General features: G+C 70.1%; 24 protein-coding genes. 18 read left to right on the top strand and 6 right to left on the bottom strand.

Features of this window, described 5'->3' with window-relative positions; all coding sequences use genetic code 11:
* Window positions 1–157 precede the first annotated feature (157 nt).
* From J8J14_RS14645 to J8J14_RS14660, 4 genes are all read left to right on the top strand, one after another.
* Window positions 158–1,126: an N-carbamoyl-D-amino-acid hydrolase gene (locus J8J14_RS14645; protein ID WP_209380277.1), complete on the top strand. Its 969-nt coding sequence runs from the start codon at window positions 158–160 to the stop codon at window positions 1,124–1,126.
* Window positions 1,127–1,180: 54 nt separating this feature from the next.
* Complete coding sequence (locus tag J8J14_RS14650; protein ID WP_209380278.1) at window positions 1,181–1,483, top strand: hypothetical protein; 303 nt, start codon at window positions 1,181–1,183, stop codon at window positions 1,481–1,483.
* Between the two features lie 104 nt (window positions 1,484–1,587).
* On the top strand, window positions 1,588–2,037 hold the full coding sequence (locus J8J14_RS14655) for a hypothetical protein (RefSeq protein ID WP_209380279.1): 450 nt from the start codon (window positions 1,588–1,590) through the stop codon (window positions 2,035–2,037).
* 51 nt (window positions 2,038–2,088) lie between these two features.
* Window positions 2,089–2,355, top strand: a complete 267-nt coding sequence (locus J8J14_RS14660; RefSeq protein ID WP_209380280.1) for a hypothetical protein — start codon at window positions 2,089–2,091, stop codon at window positions 2,353–2,355.
* A 55-nt stretch (window positions 2,356–2,410) separates the two neighbouring features.
* Here J8J14_RS14660 and J8J14_RS14665 read toward each other — a convergent pair whose 3' ends face one another.
* Window positions 2,411–3,052, bottom strand: a complete 642-nt coding sequence (locus tag J8J14_RS14665) for an aspartate/glutamate racemase family protein (protein WP_209380281.1) — start codon at window positions 3,050–3,052, stop codon at window positions 2,411–2,413.
* Between the two features lie 145 nt (window positions 3,053–3,197).
* On the opposite strand from J8J14_RS14665, the gene J8J14_RS14670 reads away from it, so the two are divergent.
* The 3 genes from J8J14_RS14670 to mtnA are packed head-to-tail and all read left to right on the top strand — an operon-like array spanning window position 3,198 to window position 5,285.
* Window positions 3,198–3,671: a DUF983 domain-containing protein gene (locus J8J14_RS14670; protein WP_245215797.1), complete on the top strand. Its 474-nt coding sequence runs from the start codon at window positions 3,198–3,200 to the stop codon at window positions 3,669–3,671.
* Window positions 3,671–4,171, top strand: a complete 501-nt coding sequence (locus tag J8J14_RS14675; RefSeq protein WP_209380282.1) for a UPF0262 family protein — start codon at window positions 3,671–3,673, stop codon at window positions 4,169–4,171. The genes J8J14_RS14670 and J8J14_RS14675 overlap by 1 nt, the downstream gene beginning before the upstream one ends.
* A gap of 19 nt (window positions 4,172–4,190) precedes the next feature.
* Window positions 4,191–5,285: an S-methyl-5-thioribose-1-phosphate isomerase gene (gene mtnA, locus J8J14_RS14680; RefSeq protein ID WP_209380283.1), complete on the top strand. Its 1,095-nt coding sequence runs from the start codon at window positions 4,191–4,193 to the stop codon at window positions 5,283–5,285.
* Window positions 5,286–5,398: 113 nt separating this feature from the next.
* Here mtnA and J8J14_RS14685 read toward each other — a convergent pair whose 3' ends face one another.
* A complete protein-coding gene (locus J8J14_RS14685; RefSeq protein ID WP_209380284.1) occupies window positions 5,399–5,602 on the bottom strand; it encodes a hypothetical protein in 204 nt (67 codons plus the stop codon).
* A 179-nt stretch (window positions 5,603–5,781) separates the two neighbouring features.
* Between J8J14_RS14685 and J8J14_RS14690 the strand changes: the two genes are divergently transcribed.
* From J8J14_RS14690 to J8J14_RS14700, 3 genes are read left to right on the top strand one after another with little or no spacing between them, the layout of a single operon-like run.
* A complete protein-coding gene (locus J8J14_RS14690) occupies window positions 5,782–6,627 on the top strand; it encodes a transporter substrate-binding domain-containing protein (protein WP_209380285.1) in 846 nt (281 codons plus the stop codon).
* 16 nt (window positions 6,628–6,643) lie between these two features.
* Complete coding sequence (locus J8J14_RS14695; protein WP_209380286.1) at window positions 6,644–7,327, top strand: amino acid ABC transporter permease; 684 nt, start codon at window positions 6,644–6,646, stop codon at window positions 7,325–7,327.
* A 10-nt stretch (window positions 7,328–7,337) separates the two neighbouring features.
* Window positions 7,338–8,018: an amino acid ABC transporter permease gene (locus tag J8J14_RS14700; protein WP_342452453.1), complete on the top strand. Its 681-nt coding sequence runs from the start codon at window positions 7,338–7,340 to the stop codon at window positions 8,016–8,018.
* On the opposite strand, the gene J8J14_RS14705 is transcribed toward J8J14_RS14700, so the two are convergent.
* Window positions 7,948–8,640 (bottom strand): HAD hydrolase-like protein, encoded by a 693-nt coding sequence (locus tag J8J14_RS14705; RefSeq protein WP_209380342.1) that lies wholly within the window; start codon window positions 8,638–8,640, stop codon window positions 7,948–7,950. The two genes, J8J14_RS14700 and J8J14_RS14705, sit on opposite strands and share 71 nt — an antisense overlap.
* A gap of 37 nt (window positions 8,641–8,677) precedes the next feature.
* The gene (locus J8J14_RS14710) at window positions 8,678–9,436 is read right to left on the bottom strand and encodes an endonuclease III domain-containing protein (protein WP_209380287.1); all 759 of its coding nucleotides are present in this window, start codon (window positions 9,434–9,436) and stop codon (window positions 8,678–8,680) included.
* A gap of 161 nt (window positions 9,437–9,597) precedes the next feature.
* Here J8J14_RS14710 and J8J14_RS14715 point away from each other — a divergent pair, with 161 nt between their 5' ends.
* A complete protein-coding gene (locus tag J8J14_RS14715; protein ID WP_209380288.1) occupies window positions 9,598–10,566 on the top strand; it encodes a Bug family tripartite tricarboxylate transporter substrate binding protein in 969 nt (322 codons plus the stop codon).
* Between the two features lie 87 nt (window positions 10,567–10,653).
* On the opposite strand, the gene J8J14_RS14720 is transcribed toward J8J14_RS14715, so the two are convergent.
* Window positions 10,654–11,067, bottom strand: coding sequence for a rhodanese-like domain-containing protein (locus J8J14_RS14720; protein ID WP_209380289.1), 414 nt, complete (start codon window positions 11,065–11,067; stop codon window positions 10,654–10,656).
* A gap of 189 nt (window positions 11,068–11,256) precedes the next feature.
* Here J8J14_RS14720 and J8J14_RS14725 point away from each other — a divergent pair, with 189 nt between their 5' ends.
* The 6 genes from J8J14_RS14725 to J8J14_RS14750 all read left to right on the top strand — a co-directional run bounded on the left by J8J14_RS14725 (window position 11,257) and on the right by J8J14_RS14750 (window position 17,961).
* On the top strand, window positions 11,257–12,105 hold the full coding sequence (locus J8J14_RS14725; RefSeq protein ID WP_209380290.1) for an ABC transporter ATP-binding protein: 849 nt from the start codon (window positions 11,257–11,259) through the stop codon (window positions 12,103–12,105).
* Window positions 12,095–12,961, top strand: a complete 867-nt coding sequence (locus J8J14_RS14730; protein ID WP_209380291.1) for an ABC transporter permease — start codon at window positions 12,095–12,097, stop codon at window positions 12,959–12,961. Before J8J14_RS14725 ends, J8J14_RS14730 begins: the two co-directional genes overlap by 11 nt.
* Window positions 12,962–13,116: 155 nt before the next feature.
* The gene (gene pcaDC / locus J8J14_RS14735) at window positions 13,117–14,268 is read left to right on the top strand and encodes a bifunctional 3-oxoadipate enol-lactonase/4-carboxymuconolactone decarboxylase PcaDC (protein WP_209380292.1); all 1,152 of its coding nucleotides are present in this window, start codon (window positions 13,117–13,119) and stop codon (window positions 14,266–14,268) included.
* Complete coding sequence (gene pcaB / locus J8J14_RS14740; RefSeq protein WP_342452454.1) at window positions 14,265–15,635, top strand: 3-carboxy-cis,cis-muconate cycloisomerase; 1,371 nt, start codon at window positions 14,265–14,267, stop codon at window positions 15,633–15,635. Before pcaDC ends, pcaB begins: the two co-directional genes overlap by 4 nt.
* Entirely contained in the window at window positions 15,632–16,882 is a 1,251-nt protein-coding gene (locus tag J8J14_RS14745; RefSeq protein ID WP_209380293.1) for an alpha-hydroxy acid oxidase, read from the top strand. Before pcaB ends, J8J14_RS14745 begins: the two co-directional genes overlap by 4 nt.
* Before the next feature lie 95 nt (window positions 16,883–16,977).
* Window positions 16,978–17,961, top strand: coding sequence for a Bug family tripartite tricarboxylate transporter substrate binding protein (locus J8J14_RS14750; RefSeq protein WP_209380294.1), 984 nt, complete (start codon window positions 16,978–16,980; stop codon window positions 17,959–17,961).
* Between the two features lie 50 nt (window positions 17,962–18,011).
* Here J8J14_RS14750 and rmuC read toward each other — a convergent pair whose 3' ends face one another.
* Window positions 18,012–19,445, bottom strand: a complete 1,434-nt coding sequence (rmuC, locus tag J8J14_RS14755) for a DNA recombination protein RmuC (RefSeq protein ID WP_245215798.1) — start codon at window positions 19,443–19,445, stop codon at window positions 18,012–18,014.
* A gap of 157 nt (window positions 19,446–19,602) precedes the next feature.
* On the opposite strand from rmuC, the gene J8J14_RS14760 reads away from it, so the two are divergent.
* Window positions 19,603–20,115 carry a hypothetical protein gene (locus tag J8J14_RS14760; RefSeq protein WP_209380295.1) on the top strand — a complete coding sequence of 171 codons (513 nt, stop codon included), beginning with the start codon at window positions 19,603–19,605 and terminating at the stop codon, window positions 20,113–20,115.
* Window positions 20,116–20,154: the final 39 nt, after the last annotated feature.

Genomic DNA, 20,154 nt, shown 5'->3' on the forward strand with positions numbered 1-20,154 from the left:
CGAGCGGCAGGCACGCCCTTCGCCGTCCCGGCCCGCGTCGAATGGCGATGGCCGCGACCGGCGCAACCAGTCGAACGACCGTTCCGGGCTGTTCCGGCGATCGCACATATATAATGTGCGCAGCGCCTTTCCCTCGGCATCATACAGGAACCATCGCATGGCCCGCCGCCTGACCGTCGCCGCCGCCCAGCTCGGCCCAATCCAGAAGGCGGAGGGCCGCGATGTCGCGGTCGGGCGCATGGTGCGGCTGATGGAGCGCGCGCATCAGCGCGGCGTGGAAGTGGTGGTCTTCCCTGAACTCGCGCTGACCACCTTCTTTCCGCGCTGGTACGAGGAGGATGTGGCGGCCGCCGACAACTGGTACGAATCCGCCCTCCCCTCCAACGAGACGGCGCCGCTCTTCGAGGCCGCGCGCAAATACGGCATCGCCTTCCATCTCGGCTATGCGGAGAAGACGCCGGAGGGGCGCCGCTTCAACACCGCCGTCTTCGTTCACCCTTCGGGTGAGATCGCGCTGAAGTACCGGAAGGTGCACCTGCCCGGCCATGCGGAATACGATCCGAACCGCAAGGTCCAGCACCTGGAGAAGCGCTATTTCGAGGTGGGCGATCTCGGCTTCCCCGTGGTTCGCGCGCCGGTGGGCGGCGCGGGGCCGGTGAATGTCGGCATGCTCATCTGCAATGATCGCCGCTGGCCGGAGGCCTGGCGCGTGCTGGGCCTGCAAAGCGTGGAGCTGGTGATGCTCGGCTACAACACGCCCAGCCTGAACCAGGACAATCGCGGCTTCGAGGCGCATCACCTGCGCGTGCTGCACTCCCATCTCTCGATCCAGTCCGGCTGCTACCAGAACGCCACCTTCGCCGTCGCCACCGCGAAGGGCGGGGTGGAGGACGGCCATGAGCTGTTCGGCCATTCCATCATCGTGAACCCGCAGGGCGAGATCGTGGCCCAGGCGACCTCCTGGGACGATGAGCTGATCACAGCCGATTGCGACCTGGAGATGTGCCGCCTGGGCCGGGAGACCATCTTCAACTTCGCGGCCCACCGGCGGGTCGAGGCCTATGGCCGGATCACCGGTCAGACCGGTGCGGAAGCTCCGGCGGAGTGGCACCCCGGCGCGGGCTGAACCTTCCCACAACCCGGGAGCGCCACGGGGCGTTGTGGCGGTGGAGGTACCCCCATGCGCCCTGTCGTCCTTGTTCTTTCCCTTCTCGCGGCTCCTGCCGCGCTGGTCCCTGCCATGGCCGCCAGCCCCGCGCAGCGTGAGGCGGCGCGCCAGGTTGAGCAGGACCAGCGCCAGGATCGCGTGGCGGATGTCGCCCGCGATCTCGAGACCGGTGGGGCCGGGACGCCGGCTCTGGTGGACGACATGAACCGCCAGCGCACGACCCTGACGCCGGACCGCGTGGTGCCGCGCGCCGTCGCGCCGAACGCGCCGGGCGCCACGAGCATCCCGCTGCTCAGCGACAACCCGCAGCGCTGACGGCGCCGCGCTTCGGCCACGTGCCCGCCGCAACAGGGACACCGCCACGGCGTTTTGTGCAGGAAGACGGCTCTGCCCCGGAGCCGATCCCTCTGGAGAATGCCATGCTGCGCCGAGGTCTGCTGTCCGCCACATTGGCCCTTGCCGCACTGGGTGCGGCGCCGGAAGCACGGGCGCAGGATGGCAGCCGCCAGCTTCTCGACGTGCTCCGGCAATTCACCGACAGCCCGGAAGACCAACGCCGGCGGGCGGAGGAAGAGGAGCGCCGCCGCCGCGACGAGGCACGGCGCGACAGCGGGGAGGAACGCCGCTGGACCGATGAGCGAGAGCGTCGCCGCGCGGAAGATGACCGCCGGGCGGATGATCGCCGGCGCGACGACCGGGGCTATGACCGCCGCGACGAGCAGATGTCCCCGCGCGAGCGCGCCCGCTACGAGCGCGAGCGGGAGTCCCGACGGGACCGCGAGCTGGCCGAGCGGGACCGGCAGCTTCAGGAGCAGCAGCGGCGGATCGCGGAGGAGCGCCGCCGCCTGGATGAGCAGCGCCGCCGCTGAGCGGCAACCTGGAGGGAGAGGCGCGCGTTTCGGTGGCAGGAGAACACTGACATGACACGCGGCCTTTTCGCCCTCGCCCTTGCGGCCTCTGTAGGCTTCGCCGTCCCGCAGGCGCAGGCGAATGATGGGATCTTCGGCAACATGCTGTCCCGCCTGGCGCGGGCCGATGCTCCAAAGGCCGATGCCGGCGCCGTGATCCAGGAGCGCGAGCGCCAGGCACGCGACATGCGGCGCGAGTACTGGCAGCGGGAGCGCGCCCGGCTGGCCGAGGCTCAGTTCACGCGGGAGGCTTCGAACCGCAGCATTGCCGTGCGCTGAACCCGGTTCGGATGAGAAGAACGGCCCTGCCCTAAGCGGCCGGGCCGCTTTTGGTTCAGGCGATGGCGAGCAGCGCCTGGGCGGCCGCGGCGGCGCAGGGCTCGATGACGGGGACGCCCAGTTCCTTTTCCAGGAAGGTCTGGTGGCCCGCCATACCGGCGCAGCCCAGCACCACGGCGCCGCTCCCCGCCTCCACCAGGCGCCGCCCCGCCCGCACCAGCGCGGCGCGGGGAGCTTCGGGATCGGTCAAGGCCGTCATGGGCAGGTTCAGTGCCTCCGTCCCTGCCATCCGCCCTTCGACGCCGAGGGAGAGAAGAACACGGCGTTGCCGGGCCTTGCTCGCTTCCACGAAGGCGATGACGCCGAAACGGTCCGCACGGGCCATGGCCGCCAGCACGGCCGCACGGAAGGGCCCGAGCACCGGCCGGTCCGTCACCTCGCGCACGGCGTCGATGCCGGGATCGGAGACGCAGGCGATCACATAGGCATCCGCGGCTTCGGCCTGGACAGCGGCGCAGAGCGGAAGGGCGACCGAGAACCAGTCCCGCCAGCTCGCGATCGCGGGCGGGCCCTCCTCCAGCGCGATGGTGTCGAACCGCGCGTGGCCTGGGCGGGCAAAGGGTGCGACAGCGGCAGCGATGCCGGCGGTGCAGGCGCGGTCCCTGTTCGGGTTGATGACGAGGATACGGCGTTCCATCTGGCGATGGTGGCGGCCGCCCGCGCGCCGGGCAAGGGCGGGCCCGGCCCTGCGGTGCTTGCCCAGGTCGGGGCACGGCCCCATATTGCATCGCAACAAAGCCTGGCGGGGCACGTTGATACCCCGTCCCGGGAGGACCGCTTCAATGCCCACCCAGCAAGGCCAGCCCGAGGCCACGACCACCTGGCGCCCGGACTCCGCCCTCAAGGCCGAGGCTGTCGAGCAGCCCTCCATGCTGACCGCCATCCGCCGGGGCGTGGCCAATCGCTGCCCCGTTTGCGGCCAGGGACGGGTATTCAGTGGCTTTCTCACGGTGGCGCCGGAATGCGAGGTCTGCCATGCGCCGCTCGGCCTGCTGCGGGCCGACGATGCGCCGCCCTACATCGTCATCTTCATAGCCGGCCATATCCTCCTGCCGCCGATCTTCTGGATCGAACGGGCCTATGAGCCTCCGATGTGGCTGCACATGGTCGTGTGGCTGCCCCTTTTCGCCGTGGTCTGCACCCTTCTCCTTCGCCCGGTAAAGGGCGGGGTGGTCGGCTGGATGATGCGGCTCGGCTTCGCGGACCGGGACCACCCCAATCACGGCCAGATGCCGCCGCCCGGCCCGCAGTCATGATGAGCGAGGCGCCCCTGGCCGAAACCGCCCTGTCTCTCTGCGACATCGTCCGGATCGAATTGCCGGAACAGGCGCCGCTTCCTTCTGCCTTCGCCGAGGCGGACCGGCAGCAGGCAGTGGCCGACCTTCTGGCCGGCAATCGCTTCGCCCCCGCCGGGCTGCCGCCCGGGCCCTATGTGCTGCACCTCGCGCTGCGGGAAGGCAGGCTTCTCCTCGATGTGCGCGATGCCGGGGATGCCCCCCTGCACGCCTATCTCCTTGCCCTCGGCCCCTTCCGGCGGCTGATCAAGGACTACCAAATGGTGATTGACGGGCACGAGCAGGCCGTGACGGAGGGTGCCGCCGAAGCCCGGATCCAGGCCATCGACATGGGGCGGCGCGGATTGCACAACGAGGCCGCGGAACTGCTGCAGGAAAGGCTGCAGGGCCGGGTCACGCTCGATTTCGAGACGGCACGGCGCCTTTTCACCCTGGTCTGCGCCCTGCACCAACGGATCTGACGCCCAGAGACCCTTTCCCATGAAGATCAACGGCAAACCCTTCCGCAGCGTCTGGCTTGACGCGGACGGCCACTCCATCCGCATCTTCGACCAGACGAAGCTGCCCTGGGCCGTGGAGGAACTGGTCCTCTCGGATGAAGAGCAGGTCGCCCATGCCATCCGTTCCATGCAGGTTCGCGGTGCGCCGCTGATCGGGGCAGTTGGCGCCTATGGCCTGGCCATGGCGCTGCGCCGCGATCCCTCGATCGAGAATCTCGAGAGGATGGCCGCCATGCTGAACGAGACGCGGCCGACGGCGGTGAACCTGAAATGGGCGCTGGACCGGATCTGCGCGGCGGTGCGCAACCATCCTCCCGAGCGACGTGCCGAGGCGGCCTATGCCGAGGCCGCGGCCATCTGCGACGACGATGTGGAGACGAACCGGCGGATCGGCCAGCACGGGCTGGAGCTGCTGCAGGAGATCGCCGCGCGCAAGCCGGCCGGGGAGCCGGTTCGTGTGCTCACCCATTGCAATGCCGGCTGGATCGCCACCGTGGATTTCGGCACCGCGCTCTCGCCCATCTACCAGGCGCATGACCTTGGCCTGGACGTGCATGTCTGGGTGGACGAGACCCGGCCGCGCAACCAGGGCGCGGCGCTCACTGCCTGGGAACTGGGGGCGCATGGCGTGCCCCACACCTTGGTGGCGGACAATGCCGGCGGGCATCTGATGCAGCGTGGACTGGTGGATATCGTGCTGGTCGGCACGGACCGCGTGACACGGCAGGGCGACGTGGCCAACAAGATCGGCACCTATCTCAAGGCACTGGCCGCCAGGGACAATGACGTTCCCTTCTGGGTGGCCCTGCCCCACTCCACCCTGGACATGAGCGTGCGCGACGGCATGGCCGAGATCCCCATCGAGGAGCGCTCGGGCACCGAGGTCACGGATGCGACCGGGCGCCTGCCGGACGGCAGCGTCGTGACGGTCCGCGTGGCGGCCGAGGGAACTCCGGCCGCGAACCCCGCATTCGACGTGACCCCGGCCCGGCTGGTGACGGGGCTTATCACCGAGCGGGGCCGCTGCGACGCGAGCGAGGCGGGATTGGCCGCCCTGTATCCGGAAAAGGCCTGAGAGCGGCCGGAACACGCGGCCGCAGAAACAGTTCGGGCCGCTAGGGATCTCTCCCCGGCGGCCCGATGGTGTCTGGATTGGGCCGCGGGGGCGGTGCCCCAGGGCCGCAGGGGTCAGGCGCGGATGCGCCCGGCGGGCGCGAAGGCCCGGCGCTCGAGGATGGCGAGGCCCGCGACGATCGCGCTGCCCGAGAAGGCGGCGCCCAGCGCGGCATAGGTCGAACTTGTGCCTGTCGGCGTGCCACCGAGCACGCTGACGACGATGCCAAGGATGAGGAAAAGACCCGAAGCGATCAGGCCCAGAGCGATGCGGTCCATGGTGGAGCCTCCGGCCCGCGCTTGGTGGCGGGCGACACCATGGCTTAAACACCCGCTCCGCGGCGAAGCGGCGACCTAAAGGTGGCAAGATCGGGGCAATCTTCGCGTCCGCGCCCCCTCCCCCGCCGCGGTAGCGCATGCCATGGTCCGCCACCGCCGAATCCCGCAAGGATCCCCGAATGCGCCGCCTCCTCCTCGCCACCGTGCTGGCTGCCCTTCCGGCCATCTCCCAACCCGCGCTGGCCCAGGGCGGCCCGCCGCTCCGCACCGCGGTGGACGGCACCTTCGCCCCGCACGCCTTCCCGCGGCTGGAAGGCGGGGTTCAGGGCTTCAACGTGGACCTGTTCCGCGAGGTCGCGCGCCGCATGGGCCGCGAGATCACGATCGACAGCGCATCCTTCTCGGGCCTTGTCCCGGCCCTGAATGCGGGCCGGTATGACTTCCTCGCTGCGCCCGTGACTGTGACGCGTGAGCGGGCCGAGGGCATGCTCTTCGCCGAGGGCTATCTCTACACCGAGTTCCAGTTCGGCATCCGCCGCGGCAATGCCCCGATCCGCAGCCTGGACGAGCTGCGCGGCAAGGTGATCGCCGTGAACAAGGGCAGCGCTTATGACGCCTGGGCCCAGCAGAATGCCGAGCGCCTGGGCTTCACCTTCCAGACCTATGATTCAAACCCGGATGCGGTGCAGGCCGTGGTGTCGGGCCGGGCCTATGCGGTTCTGGCGGGCAATACCGTGGTGAAGTACGCGGCCAGCCAGCAGCGCAACCTTGTTCCCGATTTCTCCATCCGCGAGACCCGCGCCCATTGGGCCGCCCCGTTCCGCCGGGACAACGTGGAACTGCGGAACCAGGTGGAGAACGTGCTGGAATGCATGAAGAAGGACGGCTTCATCGCCCAGCTCTCTGAGAAGTGGTTCGGCGCGAAGCCGGCCGCGGATGATGCCGAGAACACCATCTTCCCCGGCTATGGCGTGCCTGGCCTGCCCGGCTACGACCCGACCCCGCACGAGCCCCGCTGCAGCTGAGGACGCGTAGCCCGAGATGGGGGGACTGGACGGATTCGCCTTCACCTTCCTCAACGCGAAGGTGATGGCAGAGTGGCTGCCCAAGATCGCGGAGGGCTTCGTGCTCACCGTGGCCCTGGCAGCGCTGATCGTGGTGGCGGGGCTGGCCCTGGGGCTGGGGCTGGCGGTGCTGCGGGCCATGGGGCTGCGCGTGCTGAACTGGGGGATCGTCTTCTTCGTCGATCTCTTCCGGGCGCTCCCGCCGCTGGTGATCATCGTCCTGCTCTATTTTGGCCTGCCCGGGATGGGGATCTCGCTTTCGGGCTTCTGGGCGACCTGGCTCTCGCTCTCCCTCGTCCTCGCGGCCTTCTCTGAGGAGATCTTCTGGGCCGGCATCACGGCCACGCCCAAGGGGCAGTGGGACGCCGGCAAGGCACTCGGCCTGCGTTTCCTGCCGATCCTGTTCCGGATCGTGCTGCCCCAGGCCGTGCGGATGGTGGTGCCGCCGCTCACCAATCGGACCATCGCGATCACCAAGGGCACGGCCCTCGCTTCCGTGGTCGGGGTGGCGGAAATCCTGGGCGCCGCGCAATCCGCCATGGCCTTCTCCGGCAATCCGTCGCCGCTCACGCTCGGCGCCATCGCCTATGCCCTGCTCTTCCTGCCCGTGGTTGGTGCCGGCCGCTGGATCGAGCGGCACGTGACGATCCCCGGGCGCTGAGGAGAAAACGGTGTTCGAGGACTTCGTCGATTCCTTCCTGAACCTGGACATCATTCGCCGGGCCATGCCGATCCTGTGGCGGGGCCTTCTGCAGACCCTGCTGCTCGCGGCCATCGTGGTGCCGCTCGGATTGCTGCACGGCATGGCCATCGCCCTGCTCTCGCGCGCCTCCAGCCGATGGGTGCGATGGCCGCTGGCGGTCTGGACCGACACCTTCCGCGCGCTGCCGCCGCTGGTGCTGCTCATCTTCCTCTATGCCGGCCTGCCCTTCCTGGGTGTGGATCTCGGGCCCTGGGGCGCTGTGGCCCTCGCCTTCTTCCTCAACACCGGATCGTATTACGGCGAGGTGCTGCGAGCGGGGCTGGACAGCGTGCCACCCGGGCAGATGGAGGCCGCGCGCGCCCTGGGGCTGCGCCCCGCGCTGGCGCTCTGGCTCGTGGTGATCCCGCAGGCCGTGCGGAACGTGCTGCCGGACCTCGTCTCAAACACGCTGGAGGTGGTGAAGCTCACCTCCATCGCCTCGGTGGTGGCCGTGCCGGAGCTCCTGTTCCAGGCGAGGCAGGCGCAGAGCGTGACCTACAATGCCTCACCCATCGTCGCGGCCGCGCTGGCCTACTTCATCATCCTCTGGCCGGTGGTGCGGCTCCTGTCACGGCTGGAAAACCGGGCGGTTCTGACGGCCCGGGGCTGACCGGGTACAGCCGCTCCGCCACTTCCTCCATCCGGTCGAAGATCATGTCCGGGCGGCAGGATTCGAGCAGGCCGCGGCTGGCATAGCCCCAGCTGACCGCCCCGGCGACGATGCCGGCCTGGCGGGCGGCCTCGATATCCCGCGCCTCGTCGCCGATCCCGATGGCCTGCCCCGGTGCGAAGCCGGCGCGGCGCAGGGCCCGGCGCAGGCGGCGCCCCTTGCCGAAGATGGAGGCGCCACATTCCATCAGCGCCATTCGGCGCGACAGGGCATCCCCCAGGATGCGGCGCACATTCTCCTCGCTGTTGGAGGAAACGATGGCGAGCACGGCGCCGCGCGCCGCCAGTGCCTCGATCATCGCGGCCGTTCCGGGAAAGAGTGGGATGGTACCGGCCTGCTCCGCCATGCGCCGCCGCATGTCGCGCGCGATCAGGGGCAGCTTCCAGAAGGGCACGCCGAGTTCGCGGATGATGCGGCGGTTGTCCATGCCGCGCAGCGCCTCCACCGCCGCCTCGTCCAGGCGGCGGTAGTTGTGCCGCTCCGCACCGTCGATCAGCGCGAGTGTGGTCCAGGCGGCGCTGTCGGCCAGCGTGCCATCGAAGTCGAAGATCACCAGTCTCATCGTCACGCACAGCGCCCCGCAGCCGAGGGCGGGGGGACTAGGCAGGGTTGGGCTGGCGGTCAATCGGGGTTGTTACGCCATCGCGCGAAGGCCGCATGCGCGCCTGCCCGGTCGGGCACAGGTCCAGCACGACGCAGCGCCCGCATGCCGGCGAGCGGAAGTGGCAGACTCGCTGCCCGTGCAGCATCAGCACCTCATGATGGTCATAGACCTGCTGGGCATCCCACTCCGGCGGCAGCATCGCTTCCATCACGCGGTGCGAGGGGCCGACCGGGAGGTTGCCAGGGATGATGCCGAGGCGCTGCGCCACCCGGTGGTGATGGCTGTCCACCGGCAGGGCCCGCGCGCGGAGCATGGAAAAGGACAGCACGGCGGCGCTGGTCTTCGGTCCCACGCCCGGGAGAGACTCCAGCCATTCCCGCGCCTGCTGCACCGGCATATCCGCAAGATGGTCCAGGTCCAGGGCGCCCCGGCGCGCGGTGATCAGCTGCAGGATCCGCTGCAAGGCGGGGGCCTTGGCTTCCGGCCAGGTGCAGGGCGCGATCGCATCCTGCACCGCCTCGACCGGCGCGTCCCGCACGGCCTCCCAGCCCGGGAAACCGTCCCGAAGCTGCCGGAAGGCACGAGCGCTGTCCGCATTGCGCGTCCGGTGGGACAGGAGGGAGGAGACCAGCTCGTCCAGTGGTTCCAGCGCGTGGAAATAGGCGATGGGGCATCCATAGGCCTCGCAGAGCCGCCGATGCGCCTCCAGCAGGCGGGACTGGGGCGAAAGGGCGGTCGGGTCAGGGGCGAGCACCGGAACTCTCCACGGGCATCCGGAAGGAACGCGTCCGGAAGCCGCCGGTTCATCTGCCTGACTGCGAAACTGCCATTGCAGAGCTTGACGTGGAGCCCGCGGGGTGATGAGGGTGCAGCCGGAGAACGCCGCCCGGAAGGGCGCCCAGGAAAGGAAGAACGATGCTTCGTCGCGCCCTGCTCGGCATGGCCTGCGCCCTCACCCTCGCGCCCCTGCCGTCGCTTGCCCAGGATAACTGGCCCAACCGCCCGATCCGCATGATCGTGCCCTTCGCGGCCGGTGGCACCACGGACCTCATCGGCCGGCTGGTCGGTGCGGAGATGTCCAAGCGCCTTGGCCAGCCCCTCGTGGTGGACAATCGCGCCGGCGCCGGCGGCAATATCGGCGCGGAGGCCTGCGCCAAGGCCGCGCCGGACGGCTACACGATCTGCATGGGCACGATCAGCAGCCACGCAATCAATGCCTCGATCTACCCGCGCATCCCCTTCGACAACCTGAAGGACTTCGCCCCCCTCGCGCTGCTCGGCAGCCAGCCGAACATGCTGGTGGTCTCGAACAACGTGCCCGCGCGGAACGTGCAGGAGCTGATCGCGCTGATGAAGCAGCGCCCGGGGCAGATCAACTACGGCTCATCCGGCGTCGGCACCTCCATCCACCTGGCGGGTGAGCTGTTCACCCAGCTGACCGGGACCGATGCCGTCCACGTGCCCTATCGCGGCAGCGGCCAGATCATGACCGACATCCTGGGCGGCACGCTGCCCATGGCCTTCGACAACTTCTCCTCCGGCTGGCCGCATGCCAAGGAGGGCCGCGTGCGCCCGCTCGGTGTGGGAAGCCTGCAGCGCGTTCCGCAGGCGCCCGACGTGCCGACCATCGCCGAGACCCTGCCGGGCTTCGAGAGCGTCTCCTGGCACGGGCTCTTCGCCCCGGCCGCCACGCCCCGCCCGATCGTGGAGCGCCTGAACCGCGAGGCCCTGGCGGCGCTGGCGAGCCCCGAAGTCCGCGCCCGCTTCGAGGAGCTGGGGATCACCGCCGGCACCCTCTCACCGGACCAGTTCCGGGACTTCGTGGCCGAGCAGACCCGCCGCTGGGGCGAGGTGGCCCGGCGGGCGAATATCCGGGTGGAGTGATCCGGGCGCCTGGCGCGTGCCGGGAGGTGGGGACACCCCCTCCCGGCCTGCCTCAGCGACCCCGCGGACCGAGCAGCGCCGCCGGGTTCAGCGCTGCCGCCAGGGCAGGCCGCTGGCCTTCCATCCCGAGACGCTTCCCCGGTGTCCTTCCGCATCGACCGGGCCTTCGAAGCCGTCAGACACGTTGAAGGCGTGCGGGAATCCCGCAGCCTGGGCCGCCTGGGCAGCCGCCAGGGAGCGGGCGCCGGACCGGCACAGGAAGTAGATCTTGCTCAGCGGCGTCACCCCGGCCCGCCGCAGCCCCTCCACGAAGGCGCCGTTCACCTGCATGGAAGGATAGAGCTGCCAGGGGTTCAGCAAGGGCTGCTTGCCCGCCTCGGACAGGTCGGGGATGCCGACGAAGTTCCATTCGGCATCGGTGCGCACATCCACCAGCACGGCGTCCGGATCGGCCTTGATTACCTCGTAGCTATCCTGGGGGGAGATGTCCTCGACCGGCATGGCGCGTCCTCGGGTATGGGGGTATCGGCAGATTGGGTCCGCCTGGGGCCGCTGCCAAGCCCGCCGGAGCGCTTTGGATTACCCCTCATGGCGCGGGCTTTGCTAGGAACCCGCCGGAATCGGCGGCTCGGGGCGCCAGGCAGGCCCGCCCCGGGCAAGGGCGCGGCGGACGGAAAGGCTGGGTGGAGTATGGGTGGGTTGGAAAGACCCTTCGTGGAGATCGACGATGTCTCCATGCGGTATGGCGGGGCGGAGGGCACCTTGGCGCTCCGCGGCACCTCCATGCGGATCGCAAAGGGCGAGTTCGTGGCGGTTGTCGGCCCCTCGGGCTGCGGCAAGTCCACGCTGATGCGGCTGGTGACGGGGCTCTGGCCCTGCTCGGCCGGCAGCGTGATCGTGGCGGGGAAGGAGGTGGACGGGCCGCTCTCCATGGCCGGAATGGCCTTCCAGGCGCCCACCATGCTGCCCTGGCGGACGATCCTGCAGAACGTCATGCTCCCGCTGGAGGTGGTGGAGCCGCATCGCCGCCGCCTCCGGGCGGAGCGTGCCATGTACGAGGAAAAGGCGCGCAGGCTCCTGGCCCTGGTCGGGCTCAAGGGCTTCGAGGACAAGACGCCGCACCAGCTTTCCGGCGGCATGCAGCAGCGCGCGAGCCTTTGCCGCGCCCTGATCCACGACCCCGAGCTGCTGATGCTGGACGAGCCCTTCGGCGCGCTCGATGTCTTCACGCGCGAGGATCTCTGGGTGGAGCTGCAGGGCGTGTGCAACATTCTCAAGCCCACCGTGATCCTGGTCACACACGACCTGAAGGAGGCGGTGTTCCTGGCGGACCGCGTGCTGATCATGTCCGCCCGCCCCGGCCGCATCATCGCCGAGCGTCGCGTTCCCTTCGAACGCCCGCGCAGCCTTGAGATCACCTACACCCAGCCCTTCCAGCAGCTGGTGCATGACCTGCGCGAGCATATCAGCGCCGCGCGCCGCGGCGAGGAGCCGCCCCTGGCCGCCCCGGCCGTGCAGGAGGCCCCCCATGCCGTTTGAAAGCCCTTCCCGGAGTTCCGGACCAAGTGCGGCGCAGCGCCGCATCGAGGCCATGGCGGCCGCTGCGCGCCGGCGGCGCCGGCTGCAGGTGGCGCTGCCCTGGCTCATCATCATCGGCACCTTCCTGCTGTGGGAACTGGTTTGCCGCGTGTTCGACATCCCGCCATTCATTCTTCCCGCTCCCTCCGCCATCGCGCAGAGCATGGTGAAATGGTGGGTGCCCCTGCTGGAGAATTCCTGGCAGACCCTGATGACGACGCTGATCGGCTTCGCCCTGGCGATTGTCTTCGGGCTGCTGCTCGGGGTGGCGATCGGCTCCTCGACCCTGCTCTATCATGGGCTCTACCCGCTGCTGATCGCCTTCAACTCCGTGCCGAAGGTGGCGGTGGTGCCCATCCTGGTGATCTGGTTCGGGATTGGTACGATCCCGGCCGTCATCACGGCCTTCCTGATTAGCTTCTTCCCGATCGTGGTGAATGTTGCCACCGGCATCGCCACCGTGGAGCCGGAGCTGCGGGACGTGCTGCGCGCCCTTGGCGCCCGGCCCTCCGACATCATCCGCAAGGTCGGGCTGCCGCGGGCGATGCCCTATTTCTTCGCTTCGCTGAAGATCGCGATCACCGTGGCCTTCGTCGGCTCCATCATCGCGGAGACGGTGGCGGCGAATAAGGGCATCGGGCACCTAATGATGCTCGCCTCCTCCCGCTTCGACGTGCCGCTGGTCTTCGCCGGCCTCATCGTCACCGGCGTGATGGGCGTGCTGATGTATGTGGTGGCCGTGGCCATCGAGAACCGCACGACAGGCTGGGCGATGCGCGGGCAGGATTCCGGCCAGGTTTCCGTCGCGGGCGTGTGACGGGATGGGGCCTGCGCGCCTCCTTCCCCTCCATGCCGCGCGGGTTTGCGCCGCCCGGGTGCCGTGATACGCCTTCGGGCAGGCGTTTCCATCCATCGCGGCCCCGGCCGGTTCGGGGCCCGAGGGGGAGCGCCGCGGGGGAGAAGAACGGCCGGATGTTCATCGCGATCCGCGACATGTCGGTGCATGTGCAGGTCTCAGGCCCGCCCGGCGCGCCACCGCTGCTCATGCTGCACAGCCTGGGAACCGGGCTGCATGTCTGGGATCCGCAGGCCGAGGCCCTGTCCCGCACCCATCGCGTGATCCGCTTCGACCTTCGCGGCCATGGGCTGACAGGCGTGGTTCCGGGCGAGGCCAGCATGGCCGCGCTGGCCGAGGACGCCTTCGCGGTGATGGACGCCCTGCGCGTCCCCGCCGCCCATCTGGCCGGCATCTCCATCGGCGGTCGCATCGCGATGGAGATGGCGGCCAGCCAGCCGGACCGCGTGCTCTCCCTTTTCCTTCTCGACACGGCGATGGAGTTCCCCCCGCCATCCAACTGGCAGGCGCGGATCGAAGCCGTGCAGGCCGGCGGCATGCAGACCGTGGCGGATGCCGTGATGGCGCGCTGGGTGGTGGACCAGGATGCGCCTTCGTCCCGCGCCCTCCGGGCCATGCTGCTCGCCACCCCGCCCCAGGGCTATGCCGCCGCGGCGGCGGCGCTGCGGGACGCCACCCCGGAGAGACTCCTGGGCAAGCTGCGCGGTCCCGCCACGGTTGTTGTCGGGGAACTGGACCAGGCATCCCCCGTCTCGGCGGCGGCGGCCATTCGCGATGCCATTCCCGGTGCGCGGCTCACCGTGCTGCCCGGTGTCTCCCACATCCCGACCTTCGAAGCCGCGGAAGCAGTGACGGATGCCCTCCGCGCCCATCTCGCCCCGTTGCCGGAAGGCGATGCCCATTCCGCCGGGATGAAGGTGCGCAAGGCCGTGCTGGGGGCGGCGCATGTCGCCCGCGCGCAGGCCAATGTCACAGCGCTGGATGCGCCCTTCCAGGACTATATCACCCGCAATGTCTGGGGGCAGATCTGGACCCGCCCGGGCCTGCCGCGCCACACGCGCTCGCTCCTGACCCTGGCGGTCACCGCCGCCCTCGCGCGGGAAGGCGAATTCGGCCTCCACGTGCGCGCGACAAGGAACACGGGCGTGACGCCCGAGGAGATCGCGGAGGTGCTGCTTCAGGTCGGCGCCTATGCCGGCGTGCCCGTGGCCAACCACGCGCTGAAGATCGCCAAGGAGATCCTGGCCCAGATGGAGGAAGGCCGGTGAGCGGCCAGCCCCCGCCGGCCATGGTGGTCAACCCGGCGGATGGCGCGGTCTGGGGCGTTCTCTACGGCACCGAGGCCATGCGGCGCGTGGTGGGGGAGATGGCGCTGCTCCAGCGCATGCTGGACGTGGAGGCGGCGCTGGCCCGGGCCGAGGCCGGGCTGGGCATCGTGCCGCCCGAAGCCGCGCGGGCCATCACCGAGGCGGCACGGGCGGAACGACTGGACCTGCCCAGTCTCGCCGCCGCCACGCGCAACACGGGCTATCCGGTGGTGGGGCTGGTGAAGCAGCTCGGCGCTCTGGCGGGCGAGGAGGCGGCACGATGGACCCATTGGGGCGCGACGACCCAGGACATCCTCGACACCGCCCTGGTGCTGGCCCTGCGCGACGCCTTCGCCCTTATCCGGGCTGACCTGGACGCCACCATCACGGCCCTCGCCGCCCGCGCGCGGGAGCACCGGGGCACGGTGATGGCGGGGCGCACGCATCTGCAGCACGCGCTTCCTGTCACCTTCGGCTACAAATGCGCCGTCTGGCTCGCGCCGCTGATCCGCGCGCGGGAGACGCTGGACACCCTGCTGCCCAGGCTGCTGCGGGTGCAGTTCGGCGGCGCCGTGGGCACGCTGGCCTCGCTGGGGGAGCAGGGTCCCGCCGTGGCCGAGGCGCTGGCGCGGGAGCTGGACCTCGCCGTGCCGGAAATCCCCTGGCATGTGACGCGGGACAGCGTGACCGAGGCCGTTTGCTGGTGCGGCATCCTCTGCGGCGCCCTCTCGAAGATGGCGACGGATGTGATGCTGCTGATGCAGACGGAGGTCGCCGAGGTGTTCGAGCCGCACGAGGCCGGGCGCGGCGGCTCCTCCACCATGCCGCAGAAGCGGAACCCCATCGCCTGCGAATATGTGCTCGCCCAGTCCCGTGGCGTGCATGCGCTGGTGCCGCAGGTCCTCTCGGCCATGGCGCTGGACCATGAGCGCGGCACAGGCCCCTGGCAGGCCGAGCCGCTGGCCATTCCCCAGGCGATGCTGCTGACCCATGGCGCCCTGGACCAGGCGCGCCAGATCGCCGAAGGCATGACCGTGGATGCGGCGCGGATGCGCCGGAATCTCGATGCGACCGGCGGCGCCATCATGGCGGAAGCCGTGATGATGGGCCTGGCCCCGAAGCTCGGGCGCGGGGCCGCGCATGACGCCGTGCACCATGCCTGCGACGTGGCGCTGGCGGAGGGCATATCCCTCGCCGAAGCATTGGGGCGCGACGATGCTGTGGCCTCCCGCATGGATGCCGCCGCCATTGCCCGGATCACCGACCCATCAACCTATCTTGGCAGCGCCGGCCTTTTCGTGGACCGCGTGCTGGAGAGACTTGCATGACCCCGCCCGACGCGAATGGCGCCGCCCCCGTCCCTCCCCCGGCCAAGAGCGTCTATCGCAGCGTCTCGAAGGACCTGCCCCGGCGGTTGCGGTCGATCCTGGCACTGGATGATTTCGAGCCTGCCGCGCGCCGCAAGCTGCCGCGACCGCTCTTCGGCTATGTCGCCGGGGCGGCGGAGACGAATTCCTCGCTGAAGGACAACCGCAACGTCTTCGCGGACTGGGCCTTCCGCCCGCGCTACCTGATCGATGTATCCCGCCGTAGCATGGCGACGACGTTGTTCGGCCAGGAATACCGTGCCCCCTTCGGCATCGCGCCCATGGGGATCAGCGCCATGATGGCCTATCGCGGCGATCTGGCGCTGGCCCGCGCGGCGCGGGATGCGGGCATCCCCATGATCATGAGCGGCTCCTCCCTGATCCCGCTGGAGGAGGTGGCGCGCGAGGCGCCGGGGAGCTGGTTCCAGGCATATCTGCCGGGCGAGCCGGACCGGATCGCGGGGCTGGTGGACCGGGTGGCACGGGCGGGATTCGAGACCCTGGTGCTGACGGTGGACACGACCACCATGGGCAACCGCGAGAACAACGTGCGCAGCGGGTTCTCCACCCCGCTCAAGCCCTCCCTGCGCCTGGCCTGGGATGGCGCGCTCCGCCCCCTCTGGCTTTGGGACACCATGTTCCGCACGCTGCGCAACCATGGGATGCCGCATTTCGAGAATTCCTATGCGACGCGCGGCGCCCCCATCATCGCCCGCAACGTGGAGCGCGATTTCGGCGCGCGGGACCACCTGAACTGGACCCACCTCGCCCAGATCCGGCAGCGTTGGAAGGGCAAGCTGGTCGTGAAGGGCATCCTGCACGGGGAGGATGCGCGCCGCGCCCATGAGGAGGGCGCCGATGGCGTAATCGTTTCGAACCATGGCGGCCGGCAGCTCGATGGCGCCATCTCCGCCTTCCGCGCGCTGCCGGAGGTGAAGTCGGCCGCGGGCAACATGGTGGTGATGATGGATGGCGGTGTCCGCCGTGGCTCGGATGTGCTGAAGGCGCTGGCCATGGGCGCGGATTTCGTCTTTGTCGGCCGCCCCTTCCTCTATGCGGCCGCGGTGGGTGGTGAACGCGGGGTGCGGCACGGGATCGAGATCCTGTCCCAGGAGGTGGACCGGGACCTCGCCCTGCTCGGCTGCATCTCGCCCGAGGAAGTGGGCATGCAGCACCTCATGCGCGTGGGCGGCGTCACGCAAGGCTAGCCGCCGCATTGTTGTTGCGGCGCGGTCCGCCGGGGTGAGAGGCTGCCTTCCATAACGGTGCGCGAAGCACCGGACAGGGAGGAAGACTCATGCTCATGCAGCGCCGCGGAATCCTGCGGCTCGGTGTCTCCGCGGGGCTCGCCGCCCCGGCCATTGCCCGTGCCCAGGGAACCGGGGGCTGGCCCCGCCAGCCCGTCCGGCTGATCTGCCCCTTCGCGGCCGGCGGGCCGACCGACGTGGCGGCGCGGCTCGTGGCCGAGGGGCTGTCCAACATGCTGCCGGAGCGCGTGGTGGTCGAGAACCGCACCGGCTCCGGTGTCGTGGTCGGGACGGAACTCGTCGCCAAGGCACCGAAGGACGGCTCCACCTTCCTCTACAGCACGGTCGCGCATTCGGTGCTGCGGGCGCTGTTCTCGAACCTGTCCTTCGACCCCGTGCGGGATTTCCAGCCCGTCGCGCTGCTGGGCACGATCCCCATGCTGCTGCAGCTGAACAACAATGTGCCGGCGCGGAACCTGGGGGAGCTGATCGCGATGGTCCGGGCCAATCCCGGCCGCTACGACTATGGCAGTTCCGGCGCCGGCGGCGCGGTGCATCTGGCGACGGAGCTGTTCCTGCACGCGGCCGGCGGGCTGAAGATGAACCATGTTCCCTATCGTGGTTCGGCCCCTGCCATGCCGGACCTGCTGAACGGGAACCTCACCATGTTCCTGAACGTGGCCTCGGACGGGGTGGAGAGCGTGAAGCGCGGCGCCACGCGCGGGCTGGCCATCAGCTCCGCCCGCCGCATCCCCCAGCTTCCGGACCTGCCGACCTTCGCCGAAGCCGGGCTGCCGGGCTACGAGGCCTATACCTGGCACATGATCTTCGCCCCGGCGGGCGTGCCGGAAGAGGTGGTTCGGCGGATGAACGAGGCGGCGAACGCGGTGGTGCGGGACCCGCGCACCCAGCAGCGCATGGTGGAGATGACCATCGACCCGCGCTCCGACACCACCCCGGAAACCGCGTCCGCCTGGTTGAAGGGCGAGATGGAGAAATGGGAGCCGGTCGTGCGGGCAATCGGGATGACGCCTGCCTAGAGAAGGGCGGAGCGGGGGGCGACCACCCTCCCCGCTCCGGACCCTGTGGCTCAGTCCGCGGCGGGCGCCAGCATCCCGCCGGGCGCCGGCAGCGCCGGGGCGTCGCTCAGCTCCACCGCCTCGATCGCGACGCCGCGGCGGGTGATCTTGCCCGTGGTGATCTCGATCTGCTGCACATCCGTCTGGATATCGACGAAGTGCTTCCGGAGCTTCCCGACCCGGTCCTCGAGCCGGATGATGTCCTTCATCAGCTCCGCCACCTGGTTCTTGATCTGCCCGGCCTCCGCGCGCATGCGCACATCCTGCATCAGCGCGCGCATGGTGCCGAGCACGGCCCAGAGCGTGCTGGGCGAGACGATATAGACCCCCATCCGCGCGGCGCGATCCACCACCGGCGCATGGGCAGCGTGGAGATCGGCGTAGATCGCCTCGCTGGGAACGAAGATCAGCGCGCCCTCGGCCGTCTCGCCGGGGCAGATGTACTTGCCGGCCACATCGTCCACGTGGCGCGTGACATCGGACGCGAAACGCTTCGTGGCCGCGATGCGGGCCGCATCATCCGCCGCGTCCCGCGCCGCCAGCCAGGCCTCGAGCGGGAACTTGCTGTCCACGGCGATCGGGCCGGGCGGATGGGGCAGGCGGATCAGCACGTCGCAGCGCGTGCGGTTCGCCAGGGTATGCTGCCAGGAGAAGCCGTCCGCCGGCAGCCGGTCCTCGACGATCTGGCGCAGCTGCACCTCCCCAAAGGCGCCGCGCGACTGCTTGTTGCCGAGGATCTGGGCGAGGCTGCCGACCTGGGCGCCCAGGGCTTCCATATTGGCCCGGGCGGCGTCGATCACGGCCAGCCGCTCATGAATCTTGCCCGCTGTTTCCTCCGCCTTCACGGCATTCTCGTTCAGGATGCGGGACAGGCGCTCATTCTGCGCCGCCACGGCGGCGCCGAGGGACTCCTGCGTCGCCGCGAGCCGGTCCGCCAGGGCCTTCTCCTGCGCGGCCAGCCTTTCATTCTGGCTGGAAAGCGCGGTGGCCAGCGTCTCCGTCAGGGCAAGGCTGGAGGCCGCGAGGCGCTCGGCCAGCACCTTTTCCTGCGCGGCCAGGCGCTCATTCTGCGCGGCCGTGCTGTTCGCCATGGCCAGGCCCTGGGAGGAAAGCGCCTCGGCCATGGCGCGGGTGGCTTCGGTCAGGCGGTCGGCCAGCGCCTGCTCGGTGGCGGCGAGGCGTTCCCGCTGGGCGGCCAGGGCAGCATCGGTGGCCAGGCGGGCCTCGGCGAGGCGGTCCGCCAGCGCGCGCTCCGTGGCGGCGGCGCGGTCCGCCGCCGCGGCGGCCTGGCGGTCCTGGGCGGCGCCCAGCGCATCCAGCTTGCCCGACACGGCCGCAAGCGCCTCCCCACCACCGCCCGGAGAGCGCCGGAACAGCATGAGGAGCAGCCCGACCAGGGCGAGCGCCGCAAGCACCAGGGTCAGCAGGGGCATCATCTCGGCCATGGGGAACTCCGGTCGGCAAGGCGGGGCGCGCCGGGCCATGCCACACCGTGGCGCGCCTGGGAACAATGCCCGAACGCATCGCGCCCCTCCATATGAAGGGGGTCGCAAGGGGCGGGGCCGGATAGAGCCGGGCATCGATACCGACCGGAGATCGAAGATGACGCCTCGTCCGACCCGCATTCTTCTCGGCGGGATGCTGCTGCTCGGGGCTTGCTCGGCTTCGCCGCCGGTCGGCCTTCCCTCCACGCCGGAGGAGATGGTGGCCGCCCATCCGGAAGCCGTGCAGGAGGTTTCCGCCCTGAGCTGCGAAGCCATCCTGGCCCAGTTCGGCGATCCGGAGCGGATGGCGCGCGAGCGGGCGGAGGTGGCAGCGGCGATGCGGCAGGCCGAGCCTCCCCCCGGCCTCGTGGCGGTCGAGGCGATGAGCGTGGCGCAGCTCGGCCTCTCCATGCTGCCGCTTCCACCCATGGTCAGCCTGCCCGTGAATCTGGCCATGGGCGCCGCGCAAAGTCTGGCGGCTTCGACAGTGGGCCCGCAGGAGAACGCGGCGACCCGGTTGATCGAGCGCTACGCCGCGCGCCACGCCGCCATGGCGCAGCGCTTCGGCGCCGGGGATTGTGCGCGGCAGCTGACGGAGGCTCCGGCGGGCATTCCCGCCACCCCTCTCTGATCCGCCGGAGTTCCGGGCGGAAGGCCCTCGCCATCCCGC

The organism is Pararoseomonas baculiformis (genome assembly GCF_017813395.1).
In the GTDB taxonomy this organism is placed as follows: domain Bacteria; phylum Pseudomonadota; class Alphaproteobacteria; order Acetobacterales; family Acetobacteraceae; genus Roseomonas; species Roseomonas baculiformis.

Coding starts and splice junctions, on each gene's coding strand:
- J8J14_RS14645 (WP_209380277.1), top strand. CDS start 158: ATGGCCCGCCGCCTGACCGTCGCCGCCGCCCAGCTCGGCCCAATCCAG.
- J8J14_RS14650 (WP_209380278.1), top strand. CDS start 1,181: ATGCGCCCTGTCGTCCTTGTTCTTTCCCTTCTCGCGGCTCCTGCCGCG.
- J8J14_RS14655 (WP_209380279.1), top strand. CDS start 1,588: ATGCTGCGCCGAGGTCTGCTGTCCGCCACATTGGCCCTTGCCGCACTG.
- J8J14_RS14660 (WP_209380280.1), top strand. CDS start 2,089: ATGACACGCGGCCTTTTCGCCCTCGCCCTTGCGGCCTCTGTAGGCTTC.
- J8J14_RS14665 (WP_209380281.1), bottom strand. CDS start 3,052: ATGGAACGCCGTATCCTCGTCATCAACCCGAACAGGGACCGCGCCTGC.
- J8J14_RS14670 (WP_245215797.1), top strand. CDS start 3,198: ATGCCCACCCAGCAAGGCCAGCCCGAGGCCACGACCACCTGGCGCCCG.
- J8J14_RS14675 (WP_209380282.1), top strand. CDS start 3,671: ATGAGCGAGGCGCCCCTGGCCGAAACCGCCCTGTCTCTCTGCGACATC.
- mtnA (WP_209380283.1), top strand. CDS start 4,191: ATGAAGATCAACGGCAAACCCTTCCGCAGCGTCTGGCTTGACGCGGAC.
- J8J14_RS14685 (WP_209380284.1), bottom strand. CDS start 5,602: ATGGACCGCATCGCTCTGGGCCTGATCGCTTCGGGTCTTTTCCTCATC.
- J8J14_RS14690 (WP_209380285.1), top strand. CDS start 5,782: ATGCGCCGCCTCCTCCTCGCCACCGTGCTGGCTGCCCTTCCGGCCATC.
- J8J14_RS14695 (WP_209380286.1), top strand. CDS start 6,644: ATGGGGGGACTGGACGGATTCGCCTTCACCTTCCTCAACGCGAAGGTG.
- J8J14_RS14705 (WP_209380342.1), bottom strand. CDS start 8,640: ATGAGACTGGTGATCTTCGACTTCGATGGCACGCTGGCCGACAGCGCC.
- J8J14_RS14715 (WP_209380288.1), top strand. CDS start 9,598: ATGCTTCGTCGCGCCCTGCTCGGCATGGCCTGCGCCCTCACCCTCGCG.
- J8J14_RS14720 (WP_209380289.1), bottom strand. CDS start 11,067: ATGCCGGTCGAGGACATCTCCCCCCAGGATAGCTACGAGGTAATCAAG.
- J8J14_RS14725 (WP_209380290.1), top strand. CDS start 11,257: ATGGGTGGGTTGGAAAGACCCTTCGTGGAGATCGACGATGTCTCCATG.
- J8J14_RS14730 (WP_209380291.1), top strand. CDS start 12,095: ATGCCGTTTGAAAGCCCTTCCCGGAGTTCCGGACCAAGTGCGGCGCAG.
- pcaDC (WP_209380292.1), top strand. CDS start 13,117: ATGTTCATCGCGATCCGCGACATGTCGGTGCATGTGCAGGTCTCAGGC.
- J8J14_RS14745 (WP_209380293.1), top strand. CDS start 15,632: ATGACCCCGCCCGACGCGAATGGCGCCGCCCCCGTCCCTCCCCCGGCC.
- J8J14_RS14750 (WP_209380294.1), top strand. CDS start 16,978: ATGCAGCGCCGCGGAATCCTGCGGCTCGGTGTCTCCGCGGGGCTCGCC.
- rmuC (WP_245215798.1), bottom strand. CDS start 19,445: ATGGCCGAGATGATGCCCCTGCTGACCCTGGTGCTTGCGGCGCTCGCC.
- J8J14_RS14760 (WP_209380295.1), top strand. CDS start 19,603: ATGACGCCTCGTCCGACCCGCATTCTTCTCGGCGGGATGCTGCTGCTC.